Consider the following 23,645-nt stretch of genomic DNA (forward strand, 5'->3'; position numbering starts at 1 on the left):
CGGCCTATACCTGCCCCTGAAGACGATCAAGAGGAGTCCGCGCCATGGCCAATCCAACCGCAGCAATGCTGGTGATCGGGGATGAAATCCTGTCGGGCCGCACCCGCGATGCAAACATGCATTATCTGGCGCAGGAGCTGGCAAAACACGGCATTGATCTGAAAGAGGTTCGCATCGTCAGCGATGACGCCCCCGCCATCGAAGCGGCGGTCAAAGCGCTGTCTGACAGCCACGACACCGTCTTTACCAGCGGCGGCATTGGCCCGACCCATGACGATATCACCGCCGATTGCATTGCGCGCGCCTTCGACACCCCGATTGACGTTCGCGACGACGCGCGCGCGCTGTTGCAGGCGCATTACGACAAATCCGGGCTGGAACTGAACGCCGCCCGCCTGCGCATGGCGCGTATCCCGGATGGCGCGACATTGATCGACAATCCGGTCTCGACGGCGCCGGGTTTCACCCTGAAGAACGTGCATGTGATGGCCGGGGTGCCGCTGGTGTTTCAGGCTATGGTCGCCAGCGTCCTGCCCACGCTGACCGGTGGCAGCCCCTTGTTGTCGCAAACCCTGCGCGTGGACCGGGGCGAAGGCGATATCGCCGCAAACCTGTCTGCGCTGGCCGAGGATTTCAGCGATCTGTCCATCGGTTGCTATCCGTTTCAGATCAACGGGGCCTTTGGGGCCAACGTGGTGGTGCGCGGCACCGATGGCAGCCGGATTGACGCGGCCATGACCCGTCTGGCGAAAGAGCTTGCGCTTTGAGCGGCGACTGGGCTGACATCGTCGACGGCACATGGCCTGCCGCGCGGTATCGCAGGCTGGGGCCGTTTCAGCTGCGCGAAGGGCAGGGCGGTGGCTCGCGTGTTTCTGCGGCCAATGCACTGGCCCCGGCCAGCGATGCCGATATCGACGCGGCCGAGGCCGCGATGCAGGCCATGGGGCAGAAATCCATCTTCTGCCTGCGTCCGGGGGATGAGGCGCTGGATGCAAAGCTGGCGCAACGGGGATATGACATCCTTGATCCGGTCAACATCTATACGTGCCCCGTCTCTCACCTCACCGATCAGCCGATCCCTCCGGTCATGGTGTTTTCGGTCTGGGAGCCGCTTGAAATCATGCGTGAAATCTGGGCGGCCGGTGGGATCGGGCCCGAACGTCTGGCGGTGATGGAGCGCGCGAAGGGTCCCAAAACCGGTTTGCTTCTGCGCCACAACGACAAGCCCAGCGGTGCAGCCTTCGTAGCGATGCACGACGATGTCGCGATGCTTCATGCGCTTGAAATCCTGCCCGCGCACCGCCGTCAGGGGCTGGGTCAGTGGACCATGCGCGCCGCGGCGATTTGGGCAGGTGACAACGGCGCTCAAAGCCTCAGTGTGATCTGCACCAAGGCCAATGAAGGTGCCAATGGTCTCTATCGCGCCCTCGGGATGGAGATCGCCAGCGAATACCATTACCGTCACCTTGTCTGAGCAAAAGGGGTCGCCATGACACAGAAAGACATGCCCACCGCGCTGAACCTGCCCATGGTCGATCCACTGCCGCCGGAAACGCAGAAATATTTCGATATCTGTGTCGAAAAGCTGGGCATGGTGCCGAATGTGCTAAAGGCAAACGCCTTCGACATCGACAAGCTGAACAAGTTCACGGCTATGTATAACGATCTGATGCTGGCCGACAGCGGCCTGTCCAAGCTGGAGCGCGAGATGATTGCCGTGGTCGTTTCGTCGATCAACAAGTGCTTCTACTGTCTGGTCGCGCATGGTGCCGCGGTGCGGCAGCTTTCGGGCAACCCGCAACTGGGTGAGATGCTGGTGATGAATTACCGTGTTGCACCGATCGAGCCCCGGCAGCGCGCGATGCTGGACTTTGCCGCCAAAATGACAACCGCCAGCGCCGAGATCGAAGAACCCGACCGCCAGAAACTGCGCGATGCAGGCTTTACCGACCGCGATATCTGGGACATTGCCAATGTTGCCGGGTTCTTCAACATGTCCAACCGGGTGGCCAGCGCCACGGCAATGGTGCCCAACCCCGAGTATCACGCGCAGTTTCGATGATCCGGTCAGCCGCCCTCATTGCCACGCTTTTTGCGGGGCCGGTTCTGGCGCAGGACCTGACCCTGCCAGCCAGCGCCCGCCAGATCAGCGACCGCACCTCGCCGTTGGACAGCTATGACCTGCCAACGGGGCCTTTTGCGAATGGCGCGGTGCCTGCTGACACCCTCGAAGGCCGGGTTGAACGCTACACGTGGCGGCTTCAGGCGGGCTCCAGCACAACCCTCCAGCTACTGGCCCCGCTGCGCGACCAGATCGAGGCTCAGGGCTACAAGATTCTGTTCGAATGTGATGCCCGCGCCTGTGGCGGGTTCGACTTCCGCTTTGGCACCGAGGTCGTTCCGACCCCGGACATGTATGTCGCCATTCAGGATTACCGTTTCCTGTCGGCCACCAAGGGGTCTGTTGCCCTCAGCCTGCTGGTCAGCCGCAACCCCCCGGACGGGTATGTCCAGATGATCCGCGTCACGCCCCAGAATGCACCGGACCCTGTTCCGGTCGTGATCGAACAGGCTGTCGAGGGGTCGGGCGGGCTGCTCGAAGCACTGGCAACATCGGGTCACGTGATACTGGACGATCTGCATTTCCCAACCGGTGAGGTTGCGCTGGACGAGGGGACTTATGCCTCTCTGACCCTGCTGGCCGGATATCTGGCCGAAAACCCCAAGATGCGCCTGGCGCTGGTGGGGCACACCGATGACACCGGCGCGTTGCAGGCCAATATTGCGGTCAGCAAAAGTCGGGCCGAGTCCGTCCGCACCCGTCTGATTGATGCGCATGGCGTGGCCGCCGACCGGATCGAGGCACAGGGCGTCGGCTATCTGTCCCCGCTCACATCGAACGCAACCCCCGAAGGGCGAGAGCTGAACCGCCGGGTCGAGGCGGTCTTGCTCGTCAACTGACCCACCACAGGTACAGCGGCAATCCGACTGTGATGTTGAACGGAAAGGACACACCCAGCGACAGGGTCAGATAAATCCCGGCCTCGGCCTTTGGCAGTGCGATTTTCATGGCGGCCGGAACCGCGATATAAGACGCCGAGGCCGACAGCACCATGAACAGGAACAGGCTGCCTTGCGGCAATCCGATTACCGCACCGACGGCCCAGGCCATCAGCGCGCCGATCAAGGGCATCAATACGCCAAAGGCGAACAGGCCAACCGACAGTTTGTCGCGATTGCTGATCAGGCTGCGCCCCGCCGAAAGCCCCATATCCAGCAGAAACAGGCACAGGATGCCGGTGAAAGGCGTGACGATGAAAGGCGCGATCATCTGCATGCCTTCACCCCCGGTTATGGCCCCGATCAGGAACGCCCCGGTCAGCAGCACAATTGATCCATTGGCCAGCAGATCACGCCACAGCTTGTCATCCTTGACGCCATTGCCGCCGGTCTTGTGCGCCAGCCACAGCGCCGACAGAATGGCCGGTACCTCCATCGCTGCCGCCACCGCTACCATGAACCCGTCATGGGCAAGACCTACCAGATCCAGCAGACTGGTGGCGGTGACAAAGGTGACAATCGAAATCGACCCGTAATGCCCTGCGACCGCCGCAGCGTTCAACGCATCCAGCCGTGTCATCATCCTCAGCAGGGCAAAGGCCACGAAGGGGATGGTAAAGGACAGGGCCACTCCGCCCAGCAGGGTCAGGAACAGTTGCAAATGGATGCCGTGCGCGGCCAGGCTGGCACCGCCTTTGAACCCGATGGCCAACAGCAGGTAGAGCGACATGAACTTGGCCGCGCCCGCCGGGATAGACAAATCGCTGCGCACAAAAGCGGCCAAAAGCCCTAGGGCAAAAAACAAAATGGTGGGCACCAGCAGGTTGCTAGACAGCGTCTCGATCACTCCGGGCATACTTGACTCCTGATCCCTCGTTTCAGGGCTAGGTGCCTTGCAAAATTGATTTCGCCAAATACTATCTTGTTAAGTTTAATATAGTTCCAGGTTATGAAATGCGTCCAACCCTGCGCCAATTGGAATACATCGTCACGGTCAGCCGCCTCGGACGGTTCAGTTTGGCCGCCGAAGTGCTGAATGTCAGCCAACCCAGCCTGTCGGCGCAAATTGCAACCGTAGAACAAGAGCTTGGCGTTCGGATCTTTGACCGCAATCGCGGCGGAATTCAGGTGACCACAAAGGGGGAAGAGTTCATTTCGCGCGCGCAAAGGATCCTTGCCGAGGTCAAGGACCTGCGCCACGCCATGACCAACGATATGCCCGTTGGCGGAAGGTTGCGGTTAGGCGTTTTGCCTTCGATCGGGCCATACCTGTTGCCGCAAGCCATCAAAGAGGTGCACCGCCTGCGCCCCGGATTACGCATTGTCGTGCGCGAGGAAAACACCCGCGATCTGGAACAGGGCCTGAAATCCGGTCGATTTGACCTGATCCTGTCAACGCCCGAGGATCACCCCAATACCGTGCAGCACCGCTTGTTCAACGAACCCCTCTGGGTCGCGGTGGCCGTTGACGACGTTCTGGCGCAGGACCCACAGGGCGTCAGTGCCGCCGACTTGCAGAACCGGCTGTTCCTGACCCTTGACCAAAGCCACCGCCTGTCGCGCATCGTCTATGCGCTGGCAGCGGAATGCGGCGGCGTGGTTTCGGATGAATATGAAGGCACGACGCTTGATTCCATTGTTCTGATGGCGGCTTCGGGGGTTGGGGTTGCGGTTCTGCCTGATCTTTATGCTCGCAGACAGGGGATCTACCGCGACGAGGTGCGCCTGCGACCGCTGTCCATTCCCAATGCCAATCGCGATATCGCATTGCTGGCGCGCAATGCCGAAACGCCGCCGCCGGGCCAGAACGTATTGATGGAAAGCCTGCGCTCTTCCGCGCGATCCATTGGTCTGACGGTGATCGGTTCATAAAAAAAGGCCCGCACTTTGACATGCGGGCCAAAGGTTGGTCTTCAGGGAGAAACTACCAATCCATCGGGCTTTTGTCTTCGAACGCATCGACCAGGAAATCGATGAAGGCCCGGACTTTGGGTTGTGTGAAGCGGCCGGGCGGGTAAACGGCGTAAATGCCTTGTACCTCGTCCGGCAGGGACGGCATGGCATCGACAACCTGCCCCGATTTCAACGCCTCGGCATAAAGATAGCTGGGCAGATACGCGATCCCCAGCCCCGAAATGGCCGCGTTCAGCAGCGACTGTCCGTCATTCACGCTCAGCCAGCCCGCGGTGCGCACCTGACGCTTTTCACCGGACGGTGCGGTCAGCTTCCAGACATTGCCTGACGACTGGCTGGAATAGTGCAGCAACTTGTGTTCGTTCAGATCGTCGATCTTCTGCGGGCGCCCGAACCGTTCGATATAGCTGGGCGCGGCAACCATGCGTTTGACCGTTTCGGTCAACTTGCGGGCGCGCAACGTGCTGTCTTCCAACTCGCCGATGCGCACGGCCACGTCAAATCCTTCGGAAATCAGTTCGACATAGCGGTTGTTCAGAACCATGTTCACGGTGATGTCGGGGTAGACGGCCAGGAAATCGGACAGGACCGGCGACAGGTGATTGACGCCGAAATCCGTGGCAACGCTGATGCGCAGCAGACCGGACGGGGCCGATTGCATCGATGTGACCAGCGAATCCGCTTCACCCGCATCATTCAGAACGCGACGTGCGCGGTCATAATAGGCCAGGCCGATTTCCGTCGGCGACACCCGGCGCGTGGTGCGGTTCAGCAACCGGGCCCCCAGACGCGCTTCGAGGCTCGAGACGTGTTTGGACACGGCCGATTTGGAGATGCCCATCTTCTTGGCCGCATCGGTGAAGCCACCCTGGTCCACCACATTGGCGAAGGCTTCCATTTCGGTCAGTCGGTCCATACTCGTTCCCCAGATATTGATTTCCAACCCGACTATCGCTCTGAATCTGGGCGGAATCGGGGCATACATGGGATAATATCAGGGATTTGAATCGGATCGTTTGCGTATGAGAAACGCGGAAACAGTAGTTTCCAAACCGGTCCTGAACCCTGCGATACTGCGTTTTCCGCGCAATTATGCGTTTCTGTTCATCTTAGAATGGCATTTTTGTGACCACAGACGGGGTCAAGAAATCCGTTTTCACCATCGCCGTCCTTGCCTGCCGAAGGGTGCCGTTCTAGCCCGCGACCACGTGATCCGCCGTCCGACGGTGAAGACGTGGATCAGGCGGAGTTTTGCAACGGCCTTTGGCGCTCTGGGTGCAAAACTCGCGCTGTCCGACTGGGAAACGTTAAACCCTGCGATCAGAATTCCGCTGCCAGCCGCGTGCCCTGATTGATCGCGCGCTTGGCGTCCAGTTCGGCGGCGACATCCGCACCCCCGATCACATGGGGGGTGATGCCCCGCTCGATCAGCGCGTCCGCCAGTGACCGTTCGGACACCTGACCGGCACACAGCACGATGGTGTCGGCCGCGATCACCGTCGGGTCCGCGCGCTCTTCGCCAAAGCTGACATGCAAGCCGTCATCGTCGATGCGCTCATAATTCACGCCACCCACGAAATTGACGTTCTTCATCTTCAGTGTTGCCCGGTGAATCCAGCCTGTGGTTTTGCCAAGACCTTTGCCGTGCGCCTGTTTCTTGCGCTGCAACAAGGTGACCTGACGCGCGGGGGCGCTGGGTTGCGGCCCCTCGGGCGCCAACCCCGCACGGTGTTCAGCCGGGTCCGTCACGCCCCATTCCTTCATCCACAGTGGCAGGTCGGTCGTGGCGCTGTGACCCTCTTCCAGCAGAAACTCGGACACATCAAAGCCGATGCCACCGGCCCCGATCACGGCAGCAGACTTGCCAACCTCGGCCTTGCCGCGCAGCACGTCGATGTAACTCAGCACGTTGTTCCGATCCTGCCCCGGTATCTGCGGATCACGCGGTCTTACGCCGGTGGCGATGACTACCTCGTCAAAGCCGGTCAGGTCATCTGCGCCAACCTCACGGTTCAGTTCCACCTTCACGCCCAGATCATCCATCATGGTGCGGTACCAGTCGACCAGTCCCCAGAATTCTTCTTTCCCCGGCACCTGCTTGGCCATGTTCAGCTGCCCGCCGACCTCATCAGCGCGGTCGAACAGGGTGACGTCGTGACCGCGCTGGGCCGCGATCATTGCGGTCGACAGACCGGCAGGGCCTGCCCCCACAATGGCAATGGATTTGCGCGTTTTGGCCGGTTCAATCACCAGTTCGGTCTCATGACAGGCGCGCGGGTTCACGAGGCATGAGGTCAGCTTGCCACTGAACGTGTGATCCAGACAGGCCTGATTGCAGGCAATGCAAGGCGCGATCTTTGCCGCCTGATCTGCCATCGCCTTGTTGACGAAATCTGCATCCGCCAGCATCGGGCGGGCCAGCGAGACCATGTCGGCGCAACCGGTCGAAAGAACCTCTTCGGCCACCTCGGGCGTGTTGATCCGGTTTGATGTGATCACCGGTATCCCCACCTTGCCCATCAGCTTCTTGGTCACCCAGGCAAAGGCCGCACGCGGCACGCTGGTGGCAATTGTGGGAATCCGCGCCTCGTGCCAGCCGATCCCGGTATTGATGATCGTGGCCCCGGCCTTTTCGATCTCCTGCGCCAGTTGAACCACCTCGTCATGGGTCGAGCCGTTGGGGACCAGATCGATCATCGACAGCCGGTAGATGATGATGAAATCGGTGCCCACCGCCTCACGCGTGCGGCGCACGACCTCTATCGGCAGACGCATCCGGTTCTCATAAGACCCGCCCCAGCGGTCGGTGCGTTTGTTCGTATGGGTCACAAGGAACTGGTTCAGGAAGTACCCCTCCGACCCCATGATCTCGACCCCGTCATAGCCCGCCTTTTGCGCCAGTACGGCGGCGTTGACGATATCGCTGATCTGTTTCTCGATGCCCTCTTCATCCAGCTCAGTGGGCGGGAACGGAGAGATCGGCGATTTCACCGGGCTGGGGGCCACGCATTTTGGCCCATAGGCATAGCGCCCCGCGTGCAGGATCTGCATCGCGATCTTGCCGCCCGCTTCATGTACGCGCTGCGTCACGATGGAATGGTGCGCCACGTCCTTGTCGCTCACCATCATCGAGGCCCCCGGCAGGACCGAGCCTTCAAGGTTCGGACCTATCCCGCCTGTCACCATCAAGGCTACGCCACCCCGCGCCCGATCCGCATAGAACTCGGCCACCCGGTTCCAGTCGCCGGTCTCCTCAAGCCCCGTATGCATCGAGCCCATCAGCACGCGGTTTTTCAACGTGGTAAAGCCCAGATCCAGCGGGGCCAGCATATTCGGGTACGCAGTCATGGCGGAACTCTCCCTCCTGAATTTGCCCGCTAGATTGACGTTCGCGTCAACTTTGTCACGCGAAACCCCACGTCACCCTCTTTGCTGTAGCGCCGGTGATTGCTAGAGGTGGGCGGAACAACCCGATGAGGCCGCGCATGACCCCCGAAGAAATCGCCAAACTGCCCTATCGCCCCTGCGTCGGGCTGATGCTGATGAATGCCGAGGGCAAGATTTTCGTGGGACAGCGCAACGACCGCCACGCGGACGCCTGGCAAATGCCGCAGGGCGGTGTGGACAAGGGCGAAGACCCCCGCGTCGCGGCCCTGCGCGAGCTGTGGGAAGAAACCGGGGTCACGGCTGATCTGGTCGAAGTCATCGCCGAAACCGAGGGCTGGCTGCCCTATGACCTGCCCCATGACATCGTGCCCCACATCTGGAAAGGACGCTATCGCGGGCAGGAACAAAAATGGTTCCTGCTGCGCTTCACCGGCGCCGACGATCAGATCAACATCGAAACCGACCACCCGGAATTCACCCGCTGGAAATGGCAGGAGCCAGACCGGCTGATCGCCGAAATCGTGCCCTTCAAGCGCGATGTGTATGAGCGCGTGGTCGAGGCTTTTTCCGACTATCTAAACGAACTCTGATCGCTAGGGATGCTTTTCAGGTTGTTCCGCTAAGCGGGACGAAACGGACACGCAACAATACACAAAACTGCGCAATCCCATTGGAGCCACGTTCAAAACCAAGATGGGTAGCACTGCATCAGGTACTGAACGTCCAATTCACTTTGAAATGCCTCAGGGTGGCTTTGCATCATTTCTTGAATGAACTCCCGTCGTTGTCGTGTCGCTTCATGGGTGTTCTCGCAGCACCGCGAAGGATCAGGGGTACGTTCAAACAGTTTGTGCAACAATCTGAAAGGTTTCCAAGTATCGAGTAGTGGGGTGATGTGCAAAGTCATCGTTAGCCACCTTGGTTCATGGGTTCTCCATTCAGGTTATTGGCCAGCATCACCTTCTGGTATCGTGCTTGAATTTGTGCTGTTCTGCATAAATGCAGAGCGAGAATTGGAACTGGTCCGATGTACGCGTTTTTCTGATGGTCGTCAGAGAGGGGTCGACGCTGGCCGCTTCTCGCAAACTCGGCATGGCCCAACCTACTGTGGCTAGGCGTATCGATGCATTGGAACATGCAGCCGGACTAGTTCTGTTCGAGCGTGACACCAGAGGCTTCAAACTCACGAAAAACGGACTCAATCTCGTCAAGAGCGCCGAGACGCTCGAAGCCGCAGCAAATATGTTTGCCAGACATGCAGGTGAATTGGCGGCAACAAAACCCATTCGTATCACTGCATATTCAGCGAACTTCTCGCCGCGAATGGTCGATATTGTCAATGAATTTTCAGCAAGTAACCCCGGCATAGCGTTTGAGTTCTTGCCTTCAGTGAGAGCTCTGGACCTGATGGCAGGTGAAGCAGATATAGCGCTACGATTGGTGCGGACTGAACCTGACCAAAATTTGATTTCAAGGAAGATTAGCGACGCGAAGTGGTCGCTGTTTGGTGGGAAAAGTTATGAGCAGGAATTTGGATTACCCACCTCATCTCAGGATTTGAAAGGCCACAGGTTCGTCACGTTCCAAAGAGGGGACGTCCCCAACGTTTTTCACCATTGGTTAGTTGAACGCATTGAGCCCCAGCAGATTGTGGCGACCTATAGCGAACTGGACTTAATGCATTCGGCGATCAGGGCGGGTCAAGGGTTGGGAATAAGCAACGTGAAGTTGCTTGAGCCGGACAAAACCCTCATCAGGTGCTTCGACGAGATCGAGGAGCTGTCAGCGCCACATTTGTTGTTGGTTTCACCAGATGCCTACCGACGACCTGAAGTTAGAGCCTTCGTCAAATATTTCGCACCTCGCTATGCGGTAATTTTTAAGGAACAAGCCACCTAAGGCTGAATGAAGCTGCAGCCGACAAGATTGCGAGTTCCCTTCTGAGATGAGAGTTGACGTAGTCCACCTTGGACTCAAAGCAACCCTTCTTCCCGCAACAATTCCAGCATATCCGCCTCGGGTCTCGGGCCGATATGGCTGATAACCTCGCGGGCACAGACGTTGCCGATCCTGGCACAGGTCTCGTAGTCGCGTCCGGTGGCCATTCCGTACAGGAACCCCGCAGCGAACTGGTCACCGGCACCTGTTGCATCTACAGGGACAATCTTCTTGACCGGCACGTCGATGCGTGAGCCTCCGTTCAGGACGGTCACCCCGTCACCCGATCGCGTGCAAACCACCAGCGGGCAAATCTCGGCGGTCTTGATCAGCGCCTCTTCCAGATCGTCGGTTTCAAACAGCGATTTGATTTCGGCCTCGTTGCCGATGACGAAATCCAGCTCATTCTCGATCAGCAGCAGGAAATCGACCCGGTGCCGTTCCACGCAGAACGGGTCGGAAATGGCGATCCCGGTCTTGCCGCCGCCCCTGTGGCAGGCGCGCGCGGCCTCAAGAAACGCGGCCTTTCCCTTTTCCTTGTCGAACAGATAGCCCTCAAGGAACATGATCTGGCTGCTTCCGGCGACCTCATCGGGCACGTCATGCGACGACAGTTCCGAGGAGATGCCCAGATAGGTGTTCATCGACCGCTCGCCATCGGGCGAGACAAAGATCATCGAGCGCGAGGTCGGCAATTCCCCGCCCGGAACAGGCGGGTTCACGAAATCGACGCCATCTTCGTTCATCGCATCCGCATAGAACCGGCCCAGCGCGTCGTCATGCACCCGCCCGATAAAGGCGGCATCCAACCCCAGCGCACCCGCGCCCGCAATCGTGTTGGCAACAGACCCGCCCGGCGTCTGTACCCGGCCCTCCATCGAGGCATACAGCAGCTCGCCGCGCTCCTGCTCGATCAGCTGCATGATGCCCTTTTCAATGCCCATCAGTTCCAGGAAACTGTCATCGGCCTGCGAGATCACGTCCACAACGGCATTTCCGATACCGGTCAGCTGGTAGGTTTTCATAATGTCTTGTCCTCGAATTGACAGAGATCACGGATGATGCAGGTCGGGCATTGCGGCTTGCGCGCCTTGCAATGGTACCGGCCATGCAGGATCAGCCAGTGATGCGCATGGAGTTGAAAATCGGCGGGGATGTTGTCTTCGATGGCGCGCTCGACCGCGTCCACGTCCTTGCCAGGGCAGATGCCGGTGCGGTTGCCGACGCGAAAGATATGCGTGTCCACAGCCTGCGCCGGCTGCCGCCACCACATGTTCAGCACAACGTTGGCGGTCTTGCGCCCGACACCCGGCAGCGATTGCAGCGCTGCACGGGAATTTGGGACTTCACCGCCATAGTCTTCGACCAGAATACGGCTCAGCTTGATGACGTTCTTGGCCTTCTGGCGGAACAGGCCGATGGTCTTGATATGCTCGATCAGGCCCTCCTCGCCCAGATCCAGCATCTTTTGCGGCGTATCGGCGATCTTGAACAATTCGCGCGTGGCCTTGTTGACCCCCGCATCGGTTGCCTGCGCCGACAGCGCCACGGCCACGACCAGCGTGTAGACATTCACATGCTCAAGCTCACCCTTGGGTTCGGGGTCGGCCTCCTGAAAGCGCGTAAAGATCTCGCGGATCGTATGATAGTCGAGTTGCTTTGCCATCCGGGCCTTAATGCCGCCCGAGGGGCCGCGACACAAGCCCAAAGCCAATGCGCAAGTTCCGGGTCGCGGCAGCGTGTCGCGCGCGCTATGGTTTGTGCCAGACAATGAGGTGCAACCATGAACGTCCAGACCCCCGAAAGCGGATACCACTATAACGTCATGCGCCGGGCAATCGACCTGATTGATCAGGGCGGTGAAACCCTCAGCCTCGATGAGTTGGCCCGCCAGATGGATATGAGCCCAGCGCATTTCCAGCGCCTGTTCTCGCGTTGGACTGGTGTGTCGCCAAAACGGTATCAGCAATACCTTACGCTGGGCCATGCAAAGGCGCTGCTGCGCGAACGGTTCACCACGCTTGAAACCGCCCATAATGTCGGCCTGTCCGGCAGTGGCCGCCTGCATGATCTGTTCCTGAAATGGGAATCCATGAGCCCCGGCGAATACGCCCGCAAGGGCACGGGTCTGACGATCTACTGGGGCTGGTTTGAATGCCCCTTTGGTCCCGCGCTGGTCATGGGCACCGACAAGGGGATCTGCGGCATCGCCTTCGGGGCCGAAACCGGAGAGAAGGCGGCGATGGAGGATATGGTCTCGCGCTGGCCCAACGCGGATTATGTCGAAGATACCATGCGTCTGCGCCCCTGGGTTCTCAGCGCTTTCGGCACGGCCCGCGACCGGTTAGAGCCGACGCCGCTCTACCTGATCGGCTCGCCCTTGCAGATCAAGGTATGGGAAGCACTGATGCACATCCCGTCGGGGCAGGTGACGACCTATTCCGAGATCGCGCAGCGCGTGGGTTCGCCGCAGGCCGTGCGCGCCGTGGGCACGGCGGTCGGGCGAAACCCGGTCAGTTGGCTGATCCCGTGTCACCGCGCCCTGCGCAAATCAGGGGGGTTGGGCGGCTATCACTGGGGTCTGCCGGTCAAACGGGCCATGCTGGCCTATGAGGCGGCGCAGGCCGACGCCTGATTGACAGAAGGCCCGACCGCTGCCAAAAAGCAACGCAGGTTCGGGTCCCCTGCCGTTCGCGGCCATAGGCTTTGGTGAAACCCGGTTGAACAAACATCTGTTGCCCTTTCCCGGCGCGCGGATGGTAATGCGAACCCCGTCCTAAACTCGCGCCCGTTCAAGGAAACGAGGCAAAACATGACACTGTCACAAGACATCGCTCCGCTGGAGGAGCTGAAAGAGCAGGCCAAACGCCTGCGACGGAAACTGCACGACACCGGCGTTCAGCTGTCGCACGGTCAGGCCCTGGAACTGGTGGCTCATCAACATGGGGTGCGCGACTGGAACACATTGCACGCGATGGCGGGCAACCGGATGCGCTTGCGCGTGGGCGACCGGGTCGAAGGTCGATACCTGGGCCAGCCCTTCACGGCGGAAATTCGTGGTCTGACCATGCTGGGGGACGGTGCACACCGCCGGGTGACCCTACAGTTCGACACGCCTGTCGATGTAGTCCGGTTCGACAGTTTCTCGGCCTATCGCCAGCGCGTGACAGGAGAGATTGGCTGGGACGGTCGTTCCCGTCGCCATACGTCCGACGGGGAACCCCAGCTAGTGGTGCGGCCTGTCTGACATAACACGGGCGAGGCAACCGCGTTGCCTCGCCCTCTCATCTTGCATTGCGCTGGGTGTATTATTCAGCCGCCCAGCCGCCGACGGATTTGACTTCCAGAAAGTCTTCCAGCCCCCAAACGCCACCTTCGCGCCCGTTGCCGGATTGCTTCATCCCACCAAACGGAGAGCCCGCGCTGCGCGACTGGCCGTTCATCTCGACCATGCCCGACCGCAGAACCCGCGCCATGCGGTTGGCGCGCGCCTTGTCCTGCGTCTGCACATAATTGGTCAGGCCATAAGGGGTGTCATTGGCGATCTCGATGGCCTCTTCCTCGGTGTCGAACGGGATCATGGTCAGGACGGGGCCAAAGATTTCCTCGCGCGCGATGGTCATCTGGTTGTTGGCATCGGCAAAGACCGTGGGGCGGACATAATAGCCCTTGTTCAGCCCCTCAGGGCGTCCGGTGCCGCCCGCGACCAGCCGCGCCCCTTCGTCGATACCTTTCTGGATCAGGTCCTGAATCTTGGTCCATTGAACCTCATTCACGACGGGTCCGATATGGCGGCCCTCGTCTGCGGCATTGCCCACCGTGACCTTGCTGGCGACCTCGGCCGCGATCTCAACGGCCTGATCATAGATCGGGCGCTGCACCAGCATCCGGCTGGGGGCATTACAGCTTTGGCCGGTGTTGTTCATCATATGCAGGACGCCGCGTTTGACAGCCTTTTCATCGGCATCGGCAAAGACCACATTGGCGCCTTTGCCGCCCAGCTCCAGATGCACTTTCTTGAGCGTTTCCGCCGCGTTCTTCGAAATTGCCGTACCCGCACGGGTTGAGCCGGTAAAGCTGACCATATCCACGTCGGGATGACCCGACAGCTGCGAGCCAACGCCCGGGCCATCGCCGTTCACCAGATTGAATACACCGGGCGGGAACCCTGCCTCGTCCATCATCTCGGCAAAGATCATCGCATTCAGCGGGCTTTGCTCGGATGGTTTCAGAACCATCGTGCAGCCCGCAATCGCCGCCGCACCGACCTTGAGCGTGACCTGGTTCATAGGCCAGTTCCAGGGCGTGATCAATGCGGCCACGCCAACCGCCTCATAGATGATCCGGTCATTCGGGGCGTGATCCCCCAGAGGGCGTTCAAACTGAAACGCCTTGGCCGCGCGGATGAAGTTCTGCAAATGCCATGTGCCTGCACCAACCTGCTGGCTGCGCGACATGTCAATCGGCGCACCCATTTCCAGCGACATGGCCTGCGCCAGATCTTCCGCGCGGGTCTTGTAGATGTCGATCAGCTTCTCGACCAGTGCGATGCGGGTCTCCACCGGCGTTGCCATCCAGCCCGGCAGGGCGGCCTTGGCGGCGGCAACTGCCGCATCCGTGTCGGCCTGCCCACCCAACGAGATCACCGCGCACGGCTCCTCGGTCGAGGGGTTGATGACCTCGAAATCATTGGGTTGCGACGGCGCGACCCATTGACCATTGATATAGAAATTCCGTTTCTCGATCATCCTGAGCCCTCCTGTCGGTTCAGCTAGAATCCGGCTGTTCGCCGACACTCTGTCACCCAAGCGAAGAGGGGGCAATAGATAATTTGATCAAATTATTTTTCCAGTGAAACCGGCAAATTCCTTGGCCGCGACCACGATGAAAGGTTTAACCTTCGCACAAAGTGATTAGGTTTCAGGCAATCGACTCGGATTTTCAACAGGAAAGGAAGTAGCCATGGGTTTGCGCATCAACGATACGGTCCCGAACTTCACCGCAGAAACAGATCAGGGCACCATTCAGTTTCACGACTGGATTGGCGACAGCTGGGCCATTCTGTTCTCGCACCCCAAGGATTTCACGCCTGTCTGCACCACCGAATTCTCGGCCGTCGCGCAGCTGAACGACGAATGGGCCGCGCGCAACACCAAGGTGATCGGCGTGTCGGTTGACGGTGTTGAAGACCACAAGAAATGGAAGAAGGACATCGAGGAATACGGCAAGGCCAATCCCAGTTTCCCGATCATCGCTGATGACGGTCTGGCCGTGTCGAAAGCCTTCGACATGCTGCCTGCCGAAGCTTACCTGCCCGATGGCCGCACCCCGGCGGACAGCGCCACCGTGCGGTCGGTCTTTATTATCGGCCCGGACAAGCAGCTGAAACTGTCGATGACCTATCCGATGACCGTGGGTCGCAACTTTGCGGAAATTCTGCGCGCGCTGGATGGGTTGCAGATGTCGTCGAAAGGTGTCGCAACGCCCGCCAACTGGGTGCCGGGTGAAGACGTGATCATCCCACCGTCTGTGTCGAACGAAGACGCCAAGGCCAAATTCGGCGCGTTCGAGACGATCTTCCCCTATCTGCGCAAGACCAAAGCGCCGTCCTGAGGCGGTTCCCGGGTCAGGGGGGCTGTCTGCCCCCCATCGCGCCTGCCGGCACAATTCCCCCCGAGGATATTTGGGGCCAGATGAAGCAGGCGGGGGCAGGATGACCTGAGAGAAACCTGCCCCTAGACCTCAGAACTTGTACCGAAGCCCGAAATTGACACTGAACGTATCCAGATCGTCTTCGACAATGCCGGTCAACGCGCCGTTCGGGGCCAGTCGCCGCGACGAGACGTCAAAGGCGCGGGCATAGCGGGCGTCGACGGTAAAGGCGGTTGACGGGTTGATCTCGTAAGCCACACCGGCGATCAGCTGCGCGGCAAAGGTGGTGTCGCTGTCATCCAGTACCACACCCGGCCCATAGGCAAAATCCAGATCCGAATAGGTGGCCCCCAGACCAAACCCGGCATAGGGCGTCAGCGCACCCGCCTGTTTGAAATCAAACAACACATTGGCAAACAATGAGGTCTGCGTGACATCGCCCGAGATATTGCCCTCGGCCCCCGGCCCGTTGCCCGAGAAGTTCACACCATCCACGTCGCTGTCGCGGTAAGACAGCTCCAGCTCAATCCGCGTGCCGAACCTGTCATTGGACCATTGCGGGATCTCCTTGCCGATGGCCACGCCCAGACCGAACCCCGCGTCGAACTCCGTGTCGACCGATTGCGGCGCGCCGCCGATCGTGCCCGCGAAATCGCTGTCCTGCAGCTGGCTGTACCCGACAAAGCCCTGAACATAGGTGCCGTCGCCCAGGCTCTGCGCGGCAAGCGCCGTCGCGCTGACGGCGAGGGCCGTTGAGGTAAGTAAAACGTGCTTGATCATGATTGTCTCCGTTGCTCCAAACTCTGCTTGGCTTCGATGTGGGCGGGCTTGGCGGAAAGGAAAGGCGCGGGGTTATCACTTCGTTTCACAGGGTTTTGGACGCGCGTGAATGAATAGATCCGGGGCTGGGCAGGCCCGTTCATCTGCCGTCTCACGGCCCTCAGGTTCTGGTTCGGGGCAATTTGTGATAAGATGTTCCGGGGCAAAACTCAGGCATAAGACCAATCACCTCGGGCTGTCGGACTGTACTTAGCGGGAGAAGACCATGGCTTTTACAGATTGGTATGTTGAAGGAGAGAGTTTCGGGAACTGCAATTGCGGCTATGCCTGCCCCTGCCAGTTCGAAGAGTTGCCGACCCATGGCGATTGCCGGGGGTTCGAAGTGCTTGAGGTGACCAAAGGGCATTTCGGCGACACCGACCTCAGCGGGACCAAGGCCGCGCTGATCTATGCCTGGCCGGGGCCGATCTTTGAAGGCGGCGGCGAGATGCAGGTGATCGTCGATCCCGCAGCAACCCCGGCACAGCGCGACGCGCTGGAAAAGGTCTTTCACGGCGAAGAAACCGAAGAAATGGCGACGCATTGGTACGTGTTCAGGGCAATGTGCGAGACGGTCCATGACACGCTCTACCTGCCGATCGAATTCGAGATGGACCTCGAAGAACGCACGGCCAGCGTTACCGTTGGTGATGTCCTGAAATCCACCGGACAGCCGATCCAGGCCCCACATGGCGGCGGCGCGCATCGGGTGCGCATCGATATCCCCGGCGGAATCGAGTTTTCCATTGCCGAGATCGGCAGCGCCTCGACCCGCTCTGATGCCGCGATCAAGCTGGACCTAAAGGACAGCTATGGCCAGTGGCATCTACTGAAACACGGCCCCGGCGGGGTTGCCCACTGATCGGCACCCCTGTCAGGCGGCGTGTGCAGATGTGTTCGGGACAGGAGTCCAGCAGGGCAGCGTCAGATCCGCCTTCAGCACCCGAACCTCAAAGGGTTTCAGCACCGGCAACGCGGTTGATCCATAGCCACCGGCACCGCAGGCCAGATTCGGAAACAGGGTGAACAGCTCGCGCCTTGTGGCCGGTGCCATCGCGCCCAATGTCGTGTCACCGGGATAGAAGGATTCGGACCAGATGCCTTCGACGTTCACCAGCTCATGCCGGTCAAAGAGGATATGGACGTATTCGACCCCTTGCGCGGGCAGCTCCTGAACAATTGTCCGCCCATTGACCAGCCCCTTGGCCGGGGCCAGCATCGCGGTCTCGCAATGCATCAGCTCCATCATCGCTGAAGTGACGGCGATCCGGTGTTGTGGCGAGACGACCAGATCACGGCTTGGGCTGTTTGTCCCGAAACACCCCGCCATGATCCGTACCGGGCAGAGATGAGGGTCCTGCTGCAACTCCTGCGCTGACAAGCGACGCCTGCCGATCCAGCGCACCGGGCGGGTATGGCCCTTGGCGGTGACAACCGGGTCGCCGGGGTTCAGCGTCTCGACCCGGCGCAGCCCGACGGGCGTCCGGATCAGGGACCCGGCGGTGAAACACACGAAAGACGGCAAGGTCTGATACGTGGTTGGCGCTGCCGTCCCGCCAAAGCTGGTCCCCGTGATCGTATCGTTCAACTGCGCCTGACCCGAGGTGACGATGATGTAGCGCGGGTTCGAGAACTGAACCAGAATGAAGGTGACAGGCGCCCCGTTCACCGTTCCCGAATAGCTTTCGAAGGTGCTGAAATTCTGGCTTGTCCCGGAAAAACCGGGCAGGGCTGACAGGTCAAGCTGCGCGCTGTCAGGGTCGGGATCCTGCAACAAGGCGTCATTGTCGGTGATGTCAACGGAATAAGCGGCGATTATATCGACGCTTTTATTGCTGTAGGGGTCTGCGCTGATTTCGAAAACGGTTATCGAGGCCACGGTCGAAAAGCATCCCTGAATGCAACATGATAATCCTTATGGTTGAGTAAATACACGCATGAAGTGTTAACAATTGATTTACCAAGCCACGAGACGCCCGACACTCCTGACCGCGCGGACAAAAAAGCCCCGGTCGAAGCCGGGGCCTTTCGCATTCAATCTGAGGGTTGGCAGATTATTCTGCGCTTTCCTCTTTCTTTTCTTTCTTCTCGGGAACGATCTCTTCGCCGGTTTCCTGATCGACCACTTTCATCGACAGGCGAACCTTGCCGCGATCGTCAAAGCCCAGCAGCTTGACCTTCACTTCCTGACCTTCCTTCAGAACATCCGACGGATGGTTCAGGCGGCGGTTTTCGATCTGGGACACGTGGACCAGACCGTCGCGCTTGCCAAAGAAGTTCACGAAGGCACCGAAATCGACGATCTTGACCACCTTGCCGGTATAGACCTGACCTTCTTCCGGCTCGGCCACGATCGACCAGATCATGTCATAGGCCTTCTTGATCGATTCCCCATCGGGCGATGCGATCTTGATGACGCCATCGTCGTTGATGTCGACCTTGGCACCCGAAACCTCGACGATCTCGCGGATGACCTTGCCGCCCGAACCGATCACTTCACGGATCTTGTCGGTCGGGATGTTCATGGTTTCGATACGCGGTGCGTGGACCGAGAACTCGTTGGTCTCGGACAGGGCTTTGCCCATCTCGCCCAGAATGTGCATCCGACCGTCCTTGGCCTGTGCCAGGGCGGTTTCCATGATCTGAGGTGTGATGCCCGCGACCTTGATGTCCATCTGAAGCGAGGTGATGCCGTTTGCAGTACCCGCAACCTTGAAGTCCATATCGCCCAGGTGGTCTTCGTCACCCAGGATGTCGGTCAGAACTGCGTAAGACCCGTCATCTTCCAGGATCAGGCCCATGGCCACACCGGCAACCGGGGCTTTCAGCGGAACACCCGCATCCATCATCGACAGCGAACCGCCGCAGACTGACGCCATCGAGCTGGAGCCGTTGGATTCGGTGATCTCGGACACCACGCGGATGGTATAGGGGAAGTCGGTCGGCGCAGGCAGAACCGCCTGAAGTGCGCGCCATGCCAGCTTGCCGTGGCCGATTTCGCGACGGCCGGGCGAACCCACGCGGCCCACTTCACCAACCGAATAGGGGGGGAAGTTGTAATGCAGCAGGAAGTTCGATTTGAAGTTGCCGTGCAGCGCGTCGATGAACTGCTCATCGTCGCCGGTGCCCAGCGTGGTCACGGCCAGCGCCTGGGTTTCACCGCGGGTGAACAGGGCAGAGCCGTGGGTGCGCGGCAGCAATGAGGTTTCGGCTTCGATGGCGCGAACATCGGTGGTCGATCGACCGTCGATGCGCTTGCCGCCCTTGACGACGTCACCGCGCAGAATGCCGGCTTCCAGCTTTTTCATCGCCGAACCAAGGTTGGCGTCTTCCAGCTGTTCCTCGGTCAGCGCTTCCTTGATCGTTTCACGGGCAGCGGCAACAGCGGCGGTGCGCTCCTGCTTGTCGGTGATCGCGAACGCGGCGCGCATCTGCTCTTCACCGGCAGCCGACACGGCGGTGTAGAGCTCCGAGTAATCGGGTGCGACGAATTCGAACGGCTCTTTCGCGGCGTCTTCGGCCAGCGAAATGATCAGGTCGATGACCGGCTGGATCTGCTCATGCGCAAAGTTCACCGCACCCAGCATTTCGGCCTCGGACAGCTCATAGGCTTCCGATTCAACCATCATCACGGCGTCTTTGGTACCGGCAACAACCAGATCCAGACGCTGTTCAGGGTTCAGGCGCAGGTCCTGCATGTCGTCCACGGTCGGGTTCAGGACGTATTCGCCATCCACGAATCCAACGCGGGCACCGGCGATCGGGCCCATGAACGGCGCGCCGGAAATGGTCAGCGCAGCCGACGCGGCGATCATTGCAACGATGTCGGGATCATTGACCAGATCGTGGCTCAGCACGGTGCACATCACCAGAACTTCGTTTTTGAAACCGTCAACGAACAGCGGGCGGATCGGACGGTCGATCAGACGCGCGGTCAGCGTCTCTTTCTCGGTCGGGCGCGCCTCGCGCTTGAAGAAGCCACCCGGAACCTTACCGGCGGCATAATATTTCTCTTGGTAATGTACGGTCAGCGGGAAAAAGTCCTGACCGGGTTTTTGGCTCTTGGCAAAGGTCACGTTGGCCATGACGCTGGTTTCGCCCAGCGTGGCAATCACGGTGCCGTCGGCCTGACGGGCAACCTTGCCGGTTTCCAGTGTCAGCGTCTCCTCGCCCCACTGCATCGATTTCTTCGTTACATCAAACATATGCGTATCCTAGAACGGAGCACTCCCGCCCCTGCGGGTCTCCGGTTTTGCATGGCGGCCCCATTGCCGCCGACCCCATTTATCTTCCGTTCGAGTGCCGGGGTCAGGGCACAACGTCTCAGATACCGCGCGCATACATGAGAATGCGTTGGAAGGAAAGCGAAACCGAAAAAGCTGGCCGGATCATGCTGAGGCAGGCCCTGACCCCTCGCAGCGCGATACAAGGCACAGGGGCCGCATGATGGTGCGATGCGTGCCATTGCCCCGTCCGGGAAATGGCCTGACAGAACCGGATCACTGCGCTAACCTCACTTTCATTGGGGGTGCGAATGAAAAGACGGCTTACGACAGTGCTGGCGGCTGACGTTGTCGGGTACTCGGCGCTTATGGATCAGGACCGGCAGGGTACACTTGCAGCACTGAAATCGTTCCGTGACGACACGCTCACTGCCCTGCTGGAAACCCACAACGGCACATTGATCAAAAGCATGGGGGATGGCTGGATCGCCGAATTCCGGTCAACGTCCGACGCGTCGGATTTTGCGATTGCCCTGCAATCCTGCGACAAGCCCGAAGGGCTGCGGCTGCGCATCGGTATTCACACGGGTGAGGTCATCACGGAAGGCGAAGACATTTTCGGTGATGGCATCAATGTCGCTGCCCGGCTCGAAGCATTGGCCAAACCCGACCAGATCCTGATCTCGGACACGGCGCATCACAGCCTTGACCGGGGCGATGCGGCCCTGTTCGACGGCGGCGGGCAGGCCGAGCTGAAGAACATCACGCGCCGCGTTGGTGTCTGGTGCTGGCCAAAGGGTTCAACCGCCCATCTTGCTACACCCGCCGACACTCGTCCGGGGATCGCCGTTCTGCCCTTCGACAACATGTCCGGCGACCCCGAGCAAGAGTTCTTTGCCGACGGCATAACCGAAGACATCATCACGGAACTGTCGCGCTTTCGCTGGCTGATGGTCGTGGCCCGCAACTCGTCCTTCATTTTCAAGGGAAAAACGACGGATATCCGACAGGTCGGCCTGACGCTCGGGGTTCGGTATGTGCTGGAAGGGTCCGTCCGACGCGCCGGACAGCGTGTCCGGATCACCGGGCAGTTGATTGATGCGGAAAATGGCAGCCACCTGTGGGCCGATCGCTTTGACGGGGTGCTGGACGATATCTTCGACCTTCAGGACAAGGTCACGCAAGAGGTCGTCACAGCGATCGAGCCATCGCTGCGCCACGCCGAAACGAACCGGTCCCGCGCCAAGCCGACCGAAAACCTCGAAGCCTATGAACTCTACCTTCAGGCGCTGTCGCATTTTCATCTGCTGACAGATGACGCCAATCGCGAAGCCATCCGGCTGACAACGCTGGCGCTGGACCGCGACCCGGATTACGCCGCTGCCGCAGGGCTGCTGGCCTGGCTGCATATTCAGCGGCTTGTGCAGGGGCTTGATCCCATCGGCGAAGGGCCCAAGGCCGCCATCAGCGCGGCTGAACGCGTTCTCATGAGCGACCGCTCCGACGGCATTGCCATGGCTTATGCGGCGCATTCAATCTCGATGCTGGCCCGCGACCTGCCGCGTGCGCGTGCGGCGTTCAAACAGGCGCTGGCCGAAAACCCCAATGCTGCAAGCGTCCACATGCTCGCCTCCATCAACCTGTGCATGTTGAACCGACCGGATGAGGCATTGGACCACGCAACACATGCCATTGAACTCAGCCCGAAAGACCCGATGCGTCATGCGGCGCATATCGCCCGGGCAAGCGCGCTATTTCAGCTGTGCCGGTATGACGAGGCCGCCGCCGCAGCGCGTGACGCTCTGGCCGTTCGGTCCGGATTTGTCATGAGCCACCTGATGCTTATTGCCGCCTTGGGTCAAATGTCGGATGCCGCAGCGGCGCAGGCGGCGATAAGCGACCTGAAAGCATTGCGCCCGGATATCACCGCTTTCTCGGATCAGACCAGGCTGCCGATCTTTACCGTTCCGGCCTGTTCCGAAAGCTGGCGCGAAGGGTGGAAAAAGGCCGGTCTTCCCGAATAACGGCTGATCTACAGACACGCGTCCTGCTGCTGCCACGAAACGCCGCGCGCGCCCCGGCTGGCGGCGTCCGGGGGGGGGCGACTGGCTGTTCAAGTGTGATGTTCACCACAGAGAGAATTCAAAACTCGTCTATTGTGCAGGCTTATTGTGTCAAAGTTAAAGAAAGTAGGTTTACCCATGAAGCTCCATTCCGCCTCTGGCATTTCATTCAACCCTGATGTGTTCGACGAGTCATTCATCGAGATGCTCGACAAGCTCCCCGAGGACGCGGTGGAGGACATCGACCTTGATGCAGGCCCCAAGATGCCGCTGATGACAGCCCCCGCCGCCGAACCAAGCGCGGCGGACGTGGCCGCGATCATGGAAAGCGCATGGGAAGAGCTTTATGCCTCAGACGAAGGGGCCGATATCCGCGCGCTACCGGCCGACCAGCAGGCGCAGATCAAGGCGCGGTTCCTGTCTCCCGACCCGATACCCGAGGCCGAAGCCGCCACGGTTCCCGTCGATGCCGCGCCGTTCTCGGTGCATGAAACTGCGGACAGCCTGATCCTGATGCAGGGGGACACGCCGCTTTTGGGGGCTCCGCTGGGCACCAGCAGGAAAAAGCGCAAGAAAGCTGCGCTGAACA

22 protein-coding genes are annotated in these 23,645 nt (G+C 60.0%); 13 read left to right on the forward strand and 9 right to left on the reverse strand.

From position 1 onward, the window contains the following. Positions 1-44: 44 nt before the first annotated feature. The 4 genes from AC2FNC_RS09670 to AC2FNC_RS09685 are packed head-to-tail and all read left to right on the forward strand — an operon-like array spanning position 45 to position 2,961. Positions 45-767 carry a competence/damage-inducible protein A gene (locus tag AC2FNC_RS09670; protein WP_480474277.1) on the forward strand — a complete coding sequence of 241 codons (723 nt, stop codon included), beginning with the start codon at positions 45-47 and terminating at the stop codon, positions 765-767. Then, positions 764-1,474: a GNAT family N-acetyltransferase gene (locus AC2FNC_RS09675; RefSeq protein ID WP_480518002.1), complete on the forward strand. Its 711-nt coding sequence runs from the start codon at positions 764-766 to the stop codon at positions 1,472-1,474. The genes AC2FNC_RS09670 and AC2FNC_RS09675 overlap by 4 nt, the downstream gene beginning before the upstream one ends. Before the next feature lie 15 nt (positions 1,475-1,489). Beyond that, positions 1,490-2,062, forward strand: a complete 573-nt coding sequence (locus tag AC2FNC_RS09680) for a peroxidase-related enzyme (RefSeq protein ID WP_496715172.1) — start codon at positions 1,490-1,492, stop codon at positions 2,060-2,062. After that, entirely contained in the window at positions 2,059-2,961 is a 903-nt protein-coding gene (locus tag AC2FNC_RS09685) for an OmpA family protein (RefSeq protein ID WP_480474274.1), read from the forward strand. The genes AC2FNC_RS09680 and AC2FNC_RS09685 overlap by 4 nt, the downstream gene beginning before the upstream one ends. On the opposite strand, the gene AC2FNC_RS09690 is transcribed toward AC2FNC_RS09685, so the two are convergent. Then, a complete protein-coding gene (locus tag AC2FNC_RS09690) occupies positions 2,954-3,916 on the reverse strand; it encodes a sodium-dependent bicarbonate transport family permease (RefSeq protein WP_480493955.1) in 963 nt (320 codons plus the stop codon). The two genes, AC2FNC_RS09685 and AC2FNC_RS09690, sit on opposite strands and share 8 nt — an antisense overlap. A gap of 98 nt (positions 3,917-4,014) precedes the next feature. On the opposite strand from AC2FNC_RS09690, the gene AC2FNC_RS09695 reads away from it, so the two are divergent. Further along, positions 4,015-4,932 carry a hydrogen peroxide-inducible genes activator gene (locus AC2FNC_RS09695; RefSeq protein WP_480474272.1) on the forward strand — a complete coding sequence of 306 codons (918 nt, stop codon included), beginning with the start codon at positions 4,015-4,017 and terminating at the stop codon, positions 4,930-4,932. A 52-nt stretch (positions 4,933-4,984) separates the two neighbouring features. Here the strand turns inward: AC2FNC_RS09695 and AC2FNC_RS09700 are convergent, their stop codons facing one another. Next, on the reverse strand, positions 4,985-5,890 hold the full coding sequence (locus AC2FNC_RS09700; protein ID WP_480474271.1) for a LysR family transcriptional regulator: 906 nt from the start codon (positions 5,888-5,890) through the stop codon (positions 4,985-4,987). A 404-nt stretch (positions 5,891-6,294) separates the two neighbouring features. After that, entirely contained in the window at positions 6,295-8,322 is a 2,028-nt protein-coding gene (locus tag AC2FNC_RS09705; protein ID WP_480622600.1) for an FAD-dependent oxidoreductase, read from the reverse strand. Positions 8,323-8,459: 137 nt separating this feature from the next. Here AC2FNC_RS09705 and AC2FNC_RS09710 point away from each other — a divergent pair, with 137 nt between their 5' ends. Continuing rightward, positions 8,460-8,951 carry an RNA pyrophosphohydrolase gene (locus tag AC2FNC_RS09710; protein ID WP_480554394.1) on the forward strand — a complete coding sequence of 164 codons (492 nt, stop codon included), beginning with the start codon at positions 8,460-8,462 and terminating at the stop codon, positions 8,949-8,951. A 409-nt stretch (positions 8,952-9,360) separates the two neighbouring features. Then, positions 9,361-10,260, forward strand: coding sequence for a LysR family transcriptional regulator (locus AC2FNC_RS09715; protein WP_480605464.1), 900 nt, complete (start codon positions 9,361-9,363; stop codon positions 10,258-10,260). 74 nt (positions 10,261-10,334) lie between these two features. Here the strand turns inward: AC2FNC_RS09715 and AC2FNC_RS09720 are convergent, their stop codons facing one another. Further along, positions 10,335-11,324 (reverse strand): adenosine kinase, encoded by a 990-nt coding sequence (locus tag AC2FNC_RS09720; RefSeq protein WP_480517990.1) that lies wholly within the window; start codon positions 11,322-11,324, stop codon positions 10,335-10,337. After that, positions 11,321-11,965, reverse strand: a complete 645-nt coding sequence (gene nth / locus AC2FNC_RS09725) for an endonuclease III (RefSeq protein ID WP_209505105.1) — start codon at positions 11,963-11,965, stop codon at positions 11,321-11,323. The genes AC2FNC_RS09720 and nth overlap by 4 nt, the downstream gene beginning before the upstream one ends. A gap of 117 nt (positions 11,966-12,082) precedes the next feature. Here nth and AC2FNC_RS09730 point away from each other — a divergent pair, with 117 nt between their 5' ends. Next, positions 12,083-12,934 carry a bifunctional helix-turn-helix domain-containing protein/methylated-DNA--[protein]-cysteine S-methyltransferase gene (locus AC2FNC_RS09730; protein ID WP_480474266.1) on the forward strand — a complete coding sequence of 284 codons (852 nt, stop codon included), beginning with the start codon at positions 12,083-12,085 and terminating at the stop codon, positions 12,932-12,934. Between the two features lie 177 nt (positions 12,935-13,111). Next, the gene (locus AC2FNC_RS09735) at positions 13,112-13,546 is read left to right on the forward strand and encodes a glyoxalase superfamily protein (protein ID WP_480474265.1); all 435 of its coding nucleotides are present in this window, start codon (positions 13,112-13,114) and stop codon (positions 13,544-13,546) included. Positions 13,547-13,607: 61 nt separating this feature from the next. Here the strand turns inward: AC2FNC_RS09735 and AC2FNC_RS09740 are convergent, their stop codons facing one another. Next, the gene (locus AC2FNC_RS09740) at positions 13,608-15,047 is read right to left on the reverse strand and encodes an aldehyde dehydrogenase family protein (RefSeq protein WP_496715175.1); all 1,440 of its coding nucleotides are present in this window, start codon (positions 15,045-15,047) and stop codon (positions 13,608-13,610) included. 214 nt (positions 15,048-15,261) lie between these two features. On the opposite strand from AC2FNC_RS09740, the gene AC2FNC_RS09745 reads away from it, so the two are divergent. Then, positions 15,262-15,912, forward strand: a complete 651-nt coding sequence (locus tag AC2FNC_RS09745) for a peroxiredoxin (RefSeq protein WP_480517988.1) — start codon at positions 15,262-15,264, stop codon at positions 15,910-15,912. A gap of 129 nt (positions 15,913-16,041) precedes the next feature. On the opposite strand, the gene AC2FNC_RS09750 is transcribed toward AC2FNC_RS09745, so the two are convergent. Continuing rightward, the gene (locus AC2FNC_RS09750; RefSeq protein ID WP_480622595.1) at positions 16,042-16,731 is read right to left on the reverse strand and encodes an outer membrane protein; all 690 of its coding nucleotides are present in this window, start codon (positions 16,729-16,731) and stop codon (positions 16,042-16,044) included. 265 nt (positions 16,732-16,996) lie between these two features. Here AC2FNC_RS09750 and AC2FNC_RS09755 point away from each other — a divergent pair, with 265 nt between their 5' ends. After that, entirely contained in the window at positions 16,997-17,632 is a 636-nt protein-coding gene (locus AC2FNC_RS09755; RefSeq protein WP_480482813.1) for a DUF1326 domain-containing protein, read from the forward strand. A 12-nt stretch (positions 17,633-17,644) separates the two neighbouring features. On the opposite strand, the gene AC2FNC_RS09760 is transcribed toward AC2FNC_RS09755, so the two are convergent. Together AC2FNC_RS09760 and pnp are read right to left on the reverse strand one after the other, a co-directional pair. Continuing rightward, positions 17,645-18,649, reverse strand: coding sequence for a Hint domain-containing protein (locus tag AC2FNC_RS09760; protein ID WP_496715176.1), 1,005 nt, complete (start codon positions 18,647-18,649; stop codon positions 17,645-17,647). Between the two features lie 175 nt (positions 18,650-18,824). After that, a complete protein-coding gene (gene pnp / locus AC2FNC_RS09765; protein WP_480474259.1) occupies positions 18,825-20,975 on the reverse strand; it encodes a polyribonucleotide nucleotidyltransferase in 2,151 nt (716 codons plus the stop codon). Positions 20,976-21,304: 329 nt separating this feature from the next. On the opposite strand from pnp, the gene AC2FNC_RS09770 reads away from it, so the two are divergent. After that, the gene (locus tag AC2FNC_RS09770) at positions 21,305-23,017 is read left to right on the forward strand and encodes an adenylate/guanylate cyclase domain-containing protein (protein WP_496715177.1); all 1,713 of its coding nucleotides are present in this window, start codon (positions 21,305-21,307) and stop codon (positions 23,015-23,017) included. Between the two features lie 177 nt (positions 23,018-23,194). Beyond that, on the forward strand, positions 23,195-23,645 hold a 451-nt coding region (locus tag AC2FNC_RS09775), incomplete at its 3' end, for a hypothetical protein (RefSeq protein WP_496715178.1).

This window comes from Ruegeria sp. BHSA123 (assembly GCF_059613425.1).

What these genes read in the sequence shown, in the direction of transcription:
- AC2FNC_RS09745 (WP_480517988.1), top strand. Translation starts at nt 15,262, where the DNA reads ATGGGTTTGCGCATCAACGATACGGTCCCGAACTTCACCGCAGAAACA.
- AC2FNC_RS09755 (WP_480482813.1), top strand. Translation starts at nt 16,997, where the DNA reads ATGGCTTTTACAGATTGGTATGTTGAAGGAGAGAGTTTCGGGAACTGC.
- AC2FNC_RS09705 (WP_480622600.1), bottom strand. Translation starts at nt 8,322, where the DNA reads ATGACTGCGTACCCGAATATGCTGGCCCCGCTGGATCTGGGCTTTACC.
- AC2FNC_RS09750 (WP_480622595.1), bottom strand. Translation starts at nt 16,731, where the DNA reads ATGATCAAGCACGTTTTACTTACCTCAACGGCCCTCGCCGTCAGCGCG.
- AC2FNC_RS09695 (WP_480474272.1), top strand. Translation starts at nt 4,015, where the DNA reads ATGCGTCCAACCCTGCGCCAATTGGAATACATCGTCACGGTCAGCCGC.
- AC2FNC_RS09715 (WP_480605464.1), top strand. Translation starts at nt 9,361, where the DNA reads ATGCAGAGCGAGAATTGGAACTGGTCCGATGTACGCGTTTTTCTGATG.
- nth (WP_209505105.1), bottom strand. Translation starts at nt 11,965, where the DNA reads ATGGCAAAGCAACTCGACTATCATACGATCCGCGAGATCTTTACGCGC.
- AC2FNC_RS09690 (WP_480493955.1), bottom strand. Translation starts at nt 3,916, where the DNA reads ATGCCCGGAGTGATCGAGACGCTGTCTAGCAACCTGCTGGTGCCCACC.
- AC2FNC_RS09685 (WP_480474274.1), top strand. Translation starts at nt 2,059, where the DNA reads ATGATCCGGTCAGCCGCCCTCATTGCCACGCTTTTTGCGGGGCCGGTT.
- AC2FNC_RS09735 (WP_480474265.1), top strand. Translation starts at nt 13,112, where the DNA reads ATGACACTGTCACAAGACATCGCTCCGCTGGAGGAGCTGAAAGAGCAG.
- AC2FNC_RS09720 (WP_480517990.1), bottom strand. Translation starts at nt 11,324, where the DNA reads ATGAAAACCTACCAGCTGACCGGTATCGGAAATGCCGTTGTGGACGTG.
- AC2FNC_RS09680 (WP_496715172.1), top strand. Translation starts at nt 1,490, where the DNA reads ATGACACAGAAAGACATGCCCACCGCGCTGAACCTGCCCATGGTCGAT.
- AC2FNC_RS09710 (WP_480554394.1), top strand. Translation starts at nt 8,460, where the DNA reads ATGACCCCCGAAGAAATCGCCAAACTGCCCTATCGCCCCTGCGTCGGG.
- AC2FNC_RS09770 (WP_496715177.1), top strand. Translation starts at nt 21,305, where the DNA reads ATGAAAAGACGGCTTACGACAGTGCTGGCGGCTGACGTTGTCGGGTAC.
- AC2FNC_RS09700 (WP_480474271.1), bottom strand. Translation starts at nt 5,890, where the DNA reads ATGGACCGACTGACCGAAATGGAAGCCTTCGCCAATGTGGTGGACCAG.
- pnp (WP_480474259.1), bottom strand. Translation starts at nt 20,975, where the DNA reads ATGTTTGATGTAACGAAGAAATCGATGCAGTGGGGCGAGGAGACGCTG.
- AC2FNC_RS09670 (WP_480474277.1), top strand. Translation starts at nt 45, where the DNA reads ATGGCCAATCCAACCGCAGCAATGCTGGTGATCGGGGATGAAATCCTG.
- AC2FNC_RS09740 (WP_496715175.1), bottom strand. Translation starts at nt 15,047, where the DNA reads ATGATCGAGAAACGGAATTTCTATATCAATGGTCAATGGGTCGCGCCG.
- AC2FNC_RS09730 (WP_480474266.1), top strand. Translation starts at nt 12,083, where the DNA reads ATGAACGTCCAGACCCCCGAAAGCGGATACCACTATAACGTCATGCGC.